Annotated in this window: 11 protein-coding genes and 1 pseudogene; 2 read left to right on the top strand and 10 right to left on the bottom strand. The window is 71.2% G+C overall.

The window, feature by feature from the left end:
• Positions 1-1224 (top strand): annotated as a pseudogene (locus tag RBXJA2T_RS05945) (Rne/Rng family ribonuclease); the annotation flags it as partial.
• Positions 1225-1346: 122 nt separating this feature from the next.
• Entirely contained in the window at positions 1347-1712 is a 366-nt protein-coding gene (locus RBXJA2T_RS05950; protein ID WP_009856429.1) for a hypothetical protein, read from the top strand.
• Between the two features lie 217 nt (positions 1713-1929).
• On the opposite strand, the gene nagZ is transcribed toward RBXJA2T_RS05950, so the two are convergent.
• The 10 genes from nagZ to RBXJA2T_RS06000 form a co-directional block, all read right to left on the bottom strand.
• Positions 1930-2979, bottom strand: a complete 1050-nt coding sequence (nagZ, locus tag RBXJA2T_RS05955; RefSeq protein WP_009856430.1) for a beta-N-acetylhexosaminidase — start codon at positions 2977-2979, stop codon at positions 1930-1932.
• On the bottom strand, positions 2976-3398 hold the full coding sequence (acpS, locus tag RBXJA2T_RS05960) for a holo-ACP synthase (protein WP_009856431.1): 423 nt from the start codon (positions 3396-3398) through the stop codon (positions 2976-2978). The genes nagZ and acpS overlap by 4 nt, the downstream gene beginning before the upstream one ends.
• A complete protein-coding gene (locus RBXJA2T_RS05965; protein WP_009856432.1) occupies positions 3395-4186 on the bottom strand; it encodes a pyridoxine 5'-phosphate synthase in 792 nt (263 codons plus the stop codon). Before RBXJA2T_RS05965 ends, acpS begins: the two co-directional genes overlap by 4 nt.
• On the bottom strand, positions 4183-4938 hold the full coding sequence (gene recO / locus RBXJA2T_RS05970; protein ID WP_009856433.1) for a DNA repair protein RecO: 756 nt from the start codon (positions 4936-4938) through the stop codon (positions 4183-4185). The genes RBXJA2T_RS05965 and recO overlap by 4 nt, the downstream gene beginning before the upstream one ends.
• 21 nt (positions 4939-4959) lie before the next feature.
• The gene (gene era / locus RBXJA2T_RS05975) at positions 4960-5949 is read right to left on the bottom strand and encodes a GTPase Era (RefSeq protein ID WP_009856434.1); all 990 of its coding nucleotides are present in this window, start codon (positions 5947-5949) and stop codon (positions 4960-4962) included.
• A complete protein-coding gene (rnc, locus tag RBXJA2T_RS05980; RefSeq protein WP_009856435.1) occupies positions 5946-6671 on the bottom strand; it encodes a ribonuclease III in 726 nt (241 codons plus the stop codon). Before rnc ends, era begins: the two co-directional genes overlap by 4 nt.
• Positions 6671-7048, bottom strand: a complete 378-nt coding sequence (locus RBXJA2T_RS05985; RefSeq protein WP_009856436.1) for a DUF4845 domain-containing protein — start codon at positions 7046-7048, stop codon at positions 6671-6673. Before RBXJA2T_RS05985 ends, rnc begins: the two co-directional genes overlap by 1 nt.
• Positions 7049-7088: 40 nt before the next feature.
• Positions 7089-8057 (bottom strand): signal peptidase I, encoded by a 969-nt coding sequence (gene lepB, locus RBXJA2T_RS05990; protein ID WP_009856437.1) that lies wholly within the window; start codon positions 8055-8057, stop codon positions 7089-7091.
• Positions 8058-8065: 8 nt separating this feature from the next.
• A complete protein-coding gene (gene lepA, locus RBXJA2T_RS05995) occupies positions 8066-9874 on the bottom strand; it encodes a translation elongation factor 4 (RefSeq protein WP_009856438.1) in 1809 nt (602 codons plus the stop codon).
• A gap of 468 nt (positions 9875-10342) precedes the next feature.
• On the bottom strand, positions 10343-11688 hold a 1346-nt coding region (locus RBXJA2T_RS06000), incomplete at its 5' end, for a DegQ family serine endoprotease (RefSeq protein ID WP_009856439.1).

Below are 11688 nucleotides of genomic sequence, written 5' to 3' on the forward strand. Positions count from 1 at the left end.
CGCAGGCCCGGCGCCTGCCCGGCACCGGCGGCCCCGGCCGCGGCGCCCGCCAGCGGCGGCTTCTTCGGCTGGATCAAGCGCATGTTCACGATGCCCGAGCCGACGCCGGCCGCGGCACCGGCCGCGCCGGCTCCGGCCGCCGAGGCGTCGCCCGCGACGCCGGACAAGCGTGAAGGCGGCCGCCGCGGTGGCCGCGGCGAACGCGGCGAGCGTGGTGAACGCGGCGAGCGTGGTGAACGCAGCGAACGTGGCGAGCGCAACCGCAACGGCCGCCCCGAAGGCCGCCAGGAGGCTCGCGAAGGACGTGAAGGCCGCGGCGAGAACCGCCGTGACGGCCGTCGCGATGCCCAGGACGCCGGCGCCGAGACGCGCGAGCCGCGTGCCGAACGCGGTGAACGCAGCGAGCGCGGTGAACGCGGCAACCGCGGCCCGCGTGCCGAACGCGCCCCGCGTGCCGAAGAGAGCATCGCAGCCGCCGCGCTGGTGCCGGCCACCGCCGAGGCGCTGACGCCGGCCGACGGTGCGCCGGTCGCCGAGAACGCCGAGACGCGTGAAGGCGGCCGCCGCCGCCGCCGCCGTGGCGGCCGTGGCAACGGCGAAGGCCGGATCGAGGAGACCGTGCTGGCCGACGGCAGCGCCGCGCCGGCCGACGAGGCCGCCCCGATGGCCGCCGAAGCCGCGCCGGCCGTCGTCGACGAAGCCTCGGCGCCCGAAGGCGTGTTCCCCGAAGCCCACGAGCGCGAAGGCGAGCCCGAAGGTGAACGTGAAGGCGGCCGCCGCCGTGGTCGCGGCCGCGACCGTTATCGCCGCGAGCGCCGCGAAGGCGAGGCCGTGGCGCCCGAGGCGACCGCAGCCGACGCCGCCATCGGCGACGACGCCGTGGTGACGCCGCCGGCCCCGGCCGAAGCCGTCGCCGAGCTGCCGGAGATCCCGGTCGCCGAAGCCGTGCCGGCACCGCAGCCGCCGGCTGCGCCGCGCATCGAACCCTATGCGCTGCCGACCGAGGCGCTGAGCGCGCTGGCCGCCGACGCCGGCCTGCAGTGGGTGCAGTCCGACGCCGACAAGGTGCGCGCCGCGCAGGAGGCGATTGCCGCCGAGCCGAAGCCGGTGCACGTGCCGCGTGAACCGAAGCCGGTCGTCGTCGTCGACGAAGGCCCGCTGGTGCTCGTCGAGACGCGCAAGGACCTGTCGCAGCTGAAGCTGCCGTTCGAGCACGGCGCCTGACCCGCCGGCCTCGGACGAGGGCCGCCGGCCGTGAGGCCTGCGGCCCTCTTTCGTGGCGGGGCCGCGCCGGGCGTGCCGGCCACCGCCGTCCTCGACTTCCCGTTCTGTCCGCTTCCCCTCAGATGACCAAGATCGCCCTGATGCTCGCCCGCCTCGCGGGTGCCCTGACGCTGGTGCTCGGCGCCGCCCATGCCTTCGGCCTCGGCCCGGTGCTGCAGCTGCACATGATCGGCGGCACGGTGTTCGTGCTCGCGCTGTGGGCGCTGGTGTTCACCGGCTTCCGTGCCGCGCCCAAGCTGGCCGTGCTGGCCTTCAACTGGGGTGTGGTCGTCGTCGCCTTCGGCATCTTCCAGCTGCGGCTGGTGCCGGGCGAGTACCACTGGACGATGCAGCTGCTGCACCTGCTGCTCGGCCTGAGCGCGATGGCCCAGGCCGAGCGCCTGGGCGCGGCGATCAAGCGCCGCGAGGCCGGCACCGCCGCGGGCTGATCCGGACCGGGCCGGCACGGCACCTGCCCCGCTTCGGCGGGCGAGCCACCGCTCGACGGGGTCAGGTCTCCCGCGTGCTCGACGGGGTCAGGTCTCCCGAGACCTGACCCCGGACTTCCCGCTTCGGCAGGCGAGCCGCTGCTCGACGGGGTCAGGTCTCGCGAGACCTGACCCCGGATTTCCGGACTTCCGGCCGCACGACGCGGCCGTCGCCGTTTCAGGGCAGCTGTTCGAGCGCCCGGCGGTAGGCCGGCGCGTGCATCAGATCGTCCCAGCCCAGCGGCAGTTGCTGCGGCAGCAGCGCCTGGCGGCGGCGTTCGGAGTCTGCCGACGGCGTCCACAGCCCGGCCGCGGCCGCCCGATCCAGCCCTTCGAGCAGCGCGTCGACCGGCGCGCCGCCGTCGACCGTCGACTGGTTGCACAGCAGCACCAGGTCGCAGCCGGCGCCCAGCGCCAGCAGCGCCGCGTCCAGCGTCGAGCCGACGCCCTTGGCGCCTTCCATGCTGAGGTCGTCGCTGAAGACGGCGCCGTCGAAGCCCAGCCGCTCGCGCAGGATCTCCTGCAGCCAGCGCCGCGAGAAACCCGCCGGCAGCGCGTCGACCTTGGGGTAGACCACGTGCGCCGGCATCACCGCGTTCAGGCTGCCGGCCAGCCAGTCGTAAGGCTGGGCGTCGTCGGCCAGGATGGCTTTCAGCGAGCGCCGGTCCACCGGCAGCGCCAGGTGCGAGTCGGCCTTGACGAAGCCGTGGCCGGGGAAGTGTTTGCCGCAGGACGCCATGCCGGCCTGCAGCAGGCCGTGCATCAGACTCTTGGCCAGCAGCGCCGCGACCCGCGCGTCGCGGTGGAAGGCGCGGTCGCCGATGACCTGGCTGGGGCCGTGGTCGAGGTCGAGCACCGGCGTGAAGCTGAAGTCGACGCCGCAAGCGCGCAGCTCGCTGGCCAGCACGTAGCCGGCAGCGGTGGCCGCCGCGGTGGCGCGCATCGCATCCTGCATCCACAGCTCGCCGAAGGCGCGCATCGGCGGCAGGTGGGTGAAGCCGTCGCTGCGGAAGCGCTGCACGCGCCCGCCTTCGTGGTCGACGCAGATCAGCAGGTCCTCGCGCAGCGACTTGATCTCGGCGGTCAGCTCGACGAGCTGGCGCCGGTCGGCCCAGTTGCGCGCGAAGAGGATCAGGCCGCCGGCCAGCGGGTGGCGGATGCGGCGGCGGTCGTCGTCGTTGAGCGTGGTGCCGGCGATGTCCAGCACGACGGGGGCATGAAGGCTCACGGAAGCTCCTCGGGTTCGGTGGGGGCCGCGGCGCGTTCGACGACGACGAAGGACGCGGCGTAGTCGCTCTCGTCGGTGACGGTGACGTGGGCGACCAGGCCGCGCGCGGCGAACCACGCGGCCAGTTCACCGGACAGCCGCACGAAAGGTTTGCCGCTGGGTTCGTTGAGGATCTGGCAGGCGCGCCAGGTCATCGGCATGCGGATGCCCAGGCCGACGGCCTTGGAGAAGGCCTCCTTGGCCGAGAAGCGCGTCGCCAGGAAGGCGATGCCGCGCACCTCGGCACGCGCGCGCCGGGCGCGGAAGATGCGCAGCTCATCGTCGCCCAGCACCTTCTCGGCGAAACGCTCGCCGCGGCGCGCCAGCGTCGCCTCGATGCGGCGGATGTCGCAGATGTCGGTGCCGATGCCGTAGATCACGCCGGCACGCCGTGGCTCGCCGAGCGGATCGCGCGCTGGTAGGCCCGCACCGTCTCCGGCAGGCCCAGCTCCAGCGCGTCGGCGATCAGCGCGTGGCCGATCGACACCTCCTGCACGCCCGGCACGGCGCGCAGGAAGTCGGGCAGGTTGTCGCAGTTCAGGTCGTGGCCGGCGTTGAGCTGCAGCCCGGCGGCCAGCGCCGCACGGCCGGCGGCGGCGAAACGCTCGAGAACCTCGGCCTGCCGGGGCGTCCCCCAGGCGGCGGCGTAGGGCTCGGTGTAGAGCTCGACGCGGTCGGCACCGATCTCGCGCGCGATGGCCATGGCCTCGGGGATCGGGTCCATGAACAGGCTCACGCGCACGCCGAACGAATGCGCCTCGGCGATCACCGGGCGCAGGCGCTCGGCGTCCTCTGGCAGGTTCCAGCCGTGGTCGGAGGTGAACTGGGCCTCGCTGTCGGGCACGAAGGTCACCTGTTGCGGGCGCAGCTCGCGCACGTAGGCCATCAGGTTGTGGAACGGGTTGCCCTCGATGTTGTATTCGGCCTGCGGCCAGTCGCGCAGCAGCGCGGCCAGGTCGTGCACGTCATGGCCGCGGATGTGGCGCTCGTCAGGGCGCGGGTGCACGGTGATGCCGTCGGCACCGGCCTGCAGGCACAGCGTCGCGGCGCGCACCACGCTCGGGATGCCGAGATGGCGGGTGTTGCGCAGCAGCGCGACCTTGTTGACGTTGACCGAGAGCTTGGTCAGGCCGCCGGCGGCGGCCTCGGGAGCGACGAGAGGATTCATCGGGAAGCGGTGTCGACGAGCTTCTGCACGTCCTGGAAGACCTGGCGCGAGCGCAGCCGGGCATGGCCGAGATGATAGTGAAGCACCCCGCGCAGCGCGGCGCGCAGCGGGGTGCTCACCGGGGCACAGGCGGCGCGCAGCGCGCCGCCATGGTGGGCGAGCAGAGCGGCCTCGAGGCGCACCCAGTCGGCACCCGGCAGGCCGTCGGCATCGGCGACGAGGCCGGCCTCGGGGTGCAGGGCGTAGCGGCGCGCGGCCGCCAGCGGCGCGAGCGTCAGCGTCTCGCTGCCCAGCTCGGGCAGCAGACCGGTCTCGCGCAGCAGCACGAGCTCGAAGGCGCGCAGCGCCGACGCCTCGTCGGCGGCCAGCGCGGCCAGCGTCTCGGCGTAGGCGTCGAAGAGCTGCGGGTACGCGTCCTGGCGCGCCAGCAGCTTCATCAGCAGCTCGTTGCAGTAGAAGGCCGAGAACATTGCCGCGGCCGGCACCGGCGGCACGCCGCCGCCCCACTCCGCGGTGCGCAGCGTGTGGATCTCGGCGGCCTCGTCGGCCGGCGTGCGGCCGAGTTGCACGGCGATGCGCTGGAACGGCAGCAGCACCGGGCGCAGCTGCGAGGTCGGGCGCTTGGCGCCCTTGGCGGCGACGACGACGCGGCCACGCTCGCGCGTGAACAGCTCGACGATCAGGCTGGTCTCGCTCCAGTCCCAGCTGTGCAGCACGTAGGCCGCGAGCGGCGCGGCCGCCGCCCGGCTCATCGGCGCGCCTCCCGGCTCACGTCACTCGTAGCCGTAGCTGCGCAGGTGCGCCTCGTCGTCGGCCCAGCCCGAACGCACCTTGACCCAGAGCTCGAGGAAGACCTTGGCGTCGAGCAGGCGCTCGAGCTCCTGGCGCGACTCGGTGCCGATGCGCTTCAGGCGCTCGCCACCCTCGCCGATGACCATGCCCTTGTGCGCGTCGCGCTCGACGACGATGGTCGCGGCGATGCGGCGCAGGTTGCCCTCTTCCTCGAACTTCTCGATGACCACCGTCGACGAGTACGGCAACTCGTCGCCGGTCAGGCGGAACAGCTTCTCGCGCACGATCTCGCTGGCCAGGAAACGGTCGCTGCGGTCGGTCAGCGCGTCTTCCTCGTAGAACCAGGGCTGCTCGGGCAGGTGCGGCTCGACGATGGCGAACAGGCGCTCGACGTCGGCCGCGGTGGTGGCCGACATCGGCACGTACTCGGCGAAGGCGTGGCGCTCCTGCATGCTCTTCAGCCAGGGCAGGATGTCGGTGCGGCGGCGCACGGCGTCGAGCTTGTTGGCGACCAGGATCACCGGCTTGTCCGGCGGCAGCAGCGCCAGCACCTTGGCGTCGTCGAGGCCGAAACGCCCGGCCTCGACCATGAACAGCACCGCGTCGACGTCGGCCACCGAGGCGGTGACGGTGCGGTTGAGCGTCTTGTTCATCGCGCCGCTGTGGCGCTTCAGGTGCGTGGTCTGGAAGCCCGGCGTGTCGACGAAGACGAACTGCGTCGCGCCGACCGTGCGGATGCCGGTGATGCGGTGGCGCGTGGTCTGCGCCTTGCGCGAGGTGATGCTGATCTTCTGGCCGACGAGCGCGTTCAGCAGCGTCGACTTGCCGACGTTGGGCCGGCCGACGATGGCGATCAGGCCGCAGCGCTGGCCCTCGACGGCAGCCGGCGCGGGCGGGATCGGGGGCAGCTCGTAAGCCTGGGACGACGAGTCGTCCGGCGCTTCGTCGCCCGGAGGGGGGGTGGTGTTCATCGCGTGGGCGGGCGCTTCAGGAGCGCAGGGGGGCCGCCGGGTTTGTCGTCGGCCTTGAGACCTTCGAGCAGGCGGCGTGCGGCCTCCTGCTCGGCGGTGCGGCGGGAGCGGCCTTCGCCGCGTTCGGCGAGGCCCAGCGTGGCGACGGCGCACTCGACCTCGAAGGTCTGGGCGTGTTTCTCGCCGCGCGTGGCGACGATGCGGTAGGCCGGCACCGGCAGGCGCCGCGCCTGCAGCCATTCCTGCAGCTCGGTCTTGGCGTCCTTGCTCCAGGCGTCGGCCTCGGTGGCGGCGATGACCTCGCCGAAGAGGCGGCGCACGGTGGCCAGCGCCGGATCGAAGCCGCCATCGAGGAAGATCGCGCCGATCAGCGCCTCGACGGCGTCGGCGAGGATCGACGGCCGCTGGGCGCCGCCGCCGCGCATCTCGCCTTCGGACATGCGCAGCACCTCGGACAGGCCGAGCGTCAGCGCGACGCGGTGCAGGCTGTCCTCGCGCACGAGGTGGGCGCGCACGCGCGTCAGGTCGCCTTCGTCGCTGCCGGAGAAACGTTCGTACAGCAGCGCCGAGACGGCGCAGTTGAGCACCGAGTCGCCGAGGAACTCGAGGCGCTCGTTGTGCTCCGCGCCCCAGCTGCGGTGCGTCAGCGCGCGCGTCATCAGCGCGGTCCGCGTGAAGCGGTGACCGAGGCGCTGCTGAAGGGCGTCGTGACGGGCGTCCATCAAGGTGCCTTGGCCCGGCCCTCGTACTTGATCAGCAGGTACACGGGGCCCATCAGCGGCACTTCCTTGTCGTACGCGAAGGCGATGACGACCTTGTCGTTCTCCTTCGTGATCTCGAGGTCCTTGCTGTCGATCGAGGTGATCGAGTACTCGACTTCCTTCTGGCGGTCGAACGCGGTGCGGGCGTCGCTGACCGTGGCGGGCTGGCCGGCGGCGACCTTCTCGATGGCACGCTTGATCGTCAGGTACTCGTTGACCGTCGGCACCGCGCGCACCAGCACGTAGCCGGTGAAGCCGATGGTCAAGGCCCAGAACAGCAGCCCGAACAAGGTGATGCCGCGTTGGCTGGCGCGCGGCGCGCGCGGGACCGGAGTCATGTTCGCCTCTCGTTGTACGCCGTGTCGAGGGCCGGGCCGCTCAGTGGAAGGCTCCGATGCGGCCCAGGTCGCCCAGGTTCATCCAGACGAAGAATGCCTTGCCGACGATGTTCTCGTCCGGAACGAATCCCCAGAAGCGCGAATCCTGCGAGTCGTCGCGGTTGTCGCCCATCGCGAAATAGTGTCCCGGCGGCACCTTGCAGGTCACGCCTTCGGCCGAGTACTGGCAATTCTCGTGCATCGGGAACGACTTGGGCTCCGGGCCGTAGAAGGCCGGGCGCTTGGGGTCGACGAGGATGCGGTGCTCCACCGCGCCGAGCTTCTCCGAGAACATCGGCGCGTAGAGCAGACGGTCCTCGTTGTAGAACTCGCCCAGCGGCGTCACCGGCACCGGCTGGCCGTTGACGTAGAGCTTCTGGTCGGCGTAGCGGATCTCGTCGCCGGGCACGCCGACGATGCGCTTGATGTAGTCGACACGCGGGTCCACCGGGTAGCGGAAGACGACGACGTCGCCGCGCTCGGGGTCGTGGTTGGCGATGATCTTCTTGTTGATCACCGGCAGCCGGATGCCGTAGTGGTACTTGTTGACGAGGATGAGGTCGCCGACGAGCAGCGTCGGGATCATCGAGCCCGACGGGATCTTGAACGGCTCGAACATGAACGAGCGCAGCAGGAAGATCACGACGATCACCGGGAACAGCCCGGCGGTCCAGTCCAGCCACCAGGGCTGCTCGAGGATCTTCTCCTTGGCCGCGCCGACGTCGCCGTCGACCTTGGCGATGCCCTGGCGCGCGAGGTCTTCGCGGCGCGCGGCGTCCTGGCGCTCCAGCTCCGCGGCGGCGGCTTCGCGCGCCGGGCGGAAGTGGAAGCGCTCGGCCAGCCAGTAGCAGAGGGTGACGGCGCTGAGGAGGAACAGCAGCAGCGAGAAGTTGCCCGTCCACTGCCCGAGGAACCAGCCGCCCAGATAGACGACCAGGGCGCCGTACAGGACGGCGGTCAGAGTGCTCATCAAGGTGTTTAGTCGTCCACTTGGAGGATCGCGAGGAAGGCTTCCTGAGGCACCTCGACCGAGCCGATCTGCTTCATGCGCTTCTTGCCCGCCTTCTGCTTCTCGAGCAGCTTCCGCTTGCGCGTGATGTCGCCGCCGTAGCATTTTGCCAGCACGTTCTTGCGCAGCGCCTTGATGTTCTCGCGGGCGATGATGTTCGCGCCGATCGCCGCCTGGATCGCCACGTCGTACATCTGGCGCGGGATCTGCTCGCGCATCTTGGCCGCCACCGCGCGGCCGCGGAACTGGCTCTGCGCCCGGTGCACGATCATCGCCAGCGGGTCGACGCGGTCGCCGTTGATCAGGATGTCGACCTTCACGACGTCGGCCGCGCGGTACTCCTTGAACTCGTAGTCCATCGAGGCGTAGCCGCGGCTCACCGACTTCAGCTTGTCGAAGAAGTCCAGCACGATCTCGGCCAGCGGCAGCTCGTAGGTCAGCATGACCTGCTTGCCGTGGTAGGCCATGTTCAGCTGGATGCCGCGCTTCTGGTTGGCCAGCGTCATCACCGGGCCGACCGCGTCCTGCGGCATGTACAGGTGCACCGTGACGATGGGCTCGCGGATCTCTCGGATGCGGCCCATGTCGGGCATCTTGCTGGGGTTCTCGACCTGCAGCACGGTGCCGTCGTTCAGCTCGACCTCGTAGACGACGCTGGGCGCGGTGGTCACCAGGTCCTGGTCGAACTCGCGCTCCAGGCGCTCCTGCACGATCTCCATGTGCAGCAGGCCGAGGAAGCCGCAGCGGAAGCCGAAGCCCAGCGCCTGGCTGACCTCGGGCTCGTAGCGCAGCGAGCTGTCGTTGAGCTTCAACTTCTCCAGCGCGTCGCGCAACTGGTCGTACTCGCTGGCCTCGGTCGGGTACAGGCCGGCGAAGACCTGCGGCTGGATCTCCTTGAAGCCGGGCAGCGGCTCGCTGGCCGGGCCGGCGTTGTTCGGCAGCTTCTTTTCCAGCGTGATCGTGTCGCCGACCTTGGCCGCCTGCAGTTCCTTGATGCCGGCGATCAGGAAACCCACCTCGCCGGCGTTGAGCGCCTCGCGCGGCATCGACTTGGGCGTGAAGACGCCGATCTGCTCGAGCGGGTAGACGGCGTTGGTCGCCATCATGCGGATGCGGTCACCCTTCTTCAGCACGCCGTCGACGACACGCACCAGCATCACGACGCCGACGTAGTTGTCGAACCAGCTGTCGATGATCATCGCGCGCGGCGCGCCGTCGGGGTTGCCGCGCGGCGCGGGCATGCGGTGCACCACCGCTTCGAGGATGTCGTCGATGCCCAGGCCGGTCTTGGCCGAGCAGGGAATGGCGTCGGTGGCGTCGATGCCGATGACGTCCTCGATCTCGGCCTTGGCGTTGTCGGGGTCGGCCTGCGGCAGGTCCATCTTGTTGAGGACCGGGATGACCTCGACGCCGAGGTCCAGCGCGGTGTAGCAGTTGGCCACCGTCTGCGCCTCGACACCCTGGCTGGCGTCGACGACGAGCAGCGCGCCCTCGCAGGCCGACAGCGAACGGCTGACCTCGTACGAGAAGTCGACGTGCCCCGGGGTGTCGATCAGGTTCAGGTTGTAGACCTTGCCGTCCTTGGCCCGGTACTCGAGCGCCGCGGTCTGGGCCTTGATCGTGATGCCGCGCTCGCGCTCAATGTCCATCGAGTCGAGCACCTGGGCTTCCATCTCCCGGTCGGAGAGCCCGCCGCAGCGCTGGATGATGCGGTCGGCCAGCGTGCTCTTGCCGTGGTCGATGTGGGCGATGATCGAGAAGTTGCGGATGTGGTTCATGCGGCTCACCAGCCGGCGGTCGCGGCGCGGGTTGTCACCAGGGCCGGACCCGGCATCGCTGGGGCGCAAACCGCCCTCGTGCATGCCGCGCCGGAAACAAAAAAAGGCACGTCCAAGAGGTGACGCGCCTTCCAACAGAACGTATGGCAACTGCTTGTTGGGCGTCCATTGTAGCCAAAAGGCACCGCCGGCAAGCCCTCCGCCGACCGTTTCCCGGGGCTTCGGGCCCGGTCATCGGATCGACATGTCCACACGTTGTCCACACGCTGCGACGCCACCCCGCACCGGGCCGCAGGCGCCGCCCGCCGCGGGCGGCCGGCGCCTCGACACGACGCGGAACGGGCGCGATTCTAGTGCGCGCGCCGCGCGGTGCCGGAAGACGGAGATTGAATGTGAGGATGCACTCACGTTTCGCCGTCCGGCGAGAGGCAGGCGACGGCCGCCCTGCGGTCGCAGGGCGGCGCCGGTTCAGCGCGACGGGCGGATGACGAAGTAGTTCACCGCGTCGCCGCGGCGCACCAGGACGCTGACGACCCGCGACTTCTCGGCCTTGGCGGCCAGGGCCTGGAACTGGCGGGCGTCGCTGATGTCGGTGTTGTCCAGCGCCAGGATGACGTCGCCGGGGCGCAGGCCGGCACGTGCCGCGGCGCCCTCCACCGTGTCGACACGCACGCCGCCGCGCACGCCGAGCTGGCGCTTCTGCGCTTCGCCGAGTTCGGTCACGGTCAGGCCGAGCACGCTCTTGGCGGCCGGGGCGCTGCCCGGCGTCGCGCCGGCGCGCGCCGGACGGTCGTCCTCGAACTCGGCCACCGTCACCTTCAGGTCGCGCGGGGCGCCGCGGCGGAAGACGGTCAGCGTGCTCTGCGAGCCCGGCTTGATGGCGCCGACGATGCGCGGCAGTTCGCCCGACCGCTCGACCGGCTTGCCGTCGACGCGCGTGATGATGTCGCCGGCCTCGACGCCGGCCTTGTCCGCCGGGCCGCCCTTCTCGACGTTGCGCACCAGCGCGCCGGCGGCCTTGCCCAGGCCGATCGCCTCGGCGACCTCCTGGGTCACCGGCGCGATCTGCACGCCGATGCGGCCGCGCACGACACGCCCGGTGGCACGCAGTTGGTCGGCGACGCGGATCGCGTCGTCGATCGGGATCGCGAAGCTGATGCCCATGAAGCCGCCGGAGCGGCTGTAGATCTGAGAGTTGATGCCGACGACCTCGCCGCGCAGGTTCAGCAGCGGCCCGCCGGAGTTGCCGGGGTTGATCGCGACGTCGGTCTGGATGAAGTTCAGGTAGTCGCCGGTGTCGCGCTGCTTGGCGCTGACGATGCCGGCGGTGACGGTGTTGTCCAGGCCGAAGGGCGAGCCGATCGCGAGCACCCATTCACCGACCTTGAGCCGGCCGACGTCGCCGATCTTCACCGTCGGCAGCCCGGTGGCGTCGATCTTGACGACCGCGACGTCGGTGCGCGTGTCGGCGCCGACGATGCGCGCCTTCAGCTCGCGCTTGTCGGTCAGCGTGACGATGACCTCCTCGGCGCCGTCGACGACGTGGGCGTTGGTCATCACGTAGCCGTCGGCACTGATGACGAAGCCCGAGCCGACGCCGCGCGGCTGGGTCTGCCCGCCCGATGCCTCGTCGTCGCCGTCGCCACCGCGCGGGCCCGAGCGCGGCAGCGGGATGCCGAAGCGGCGCAGGAACTCCTCGAAGCCGGGATCGAGCTCGCGCGCCCCGGAGGAGCGCACCCGCTCGGTGGTGCGGATGTTGACGACGGCCGGGCCGACACGCTCGGCGAGTTCGCTGAAATCCGGCAGCGCGGCGA

It is taken from the genome of Rubrivivax benzoatilyticus JA2 = ATCC BAA-35 (assembly GCF_000190375.1).
Classification (GTDB): Bacteria; Pseudomonadota; Gammaproteobacteria; order Burkholderiales; family Burkholderiaceae_C; genus Rubrivivax; species Rubrivivax benzoatilyticus.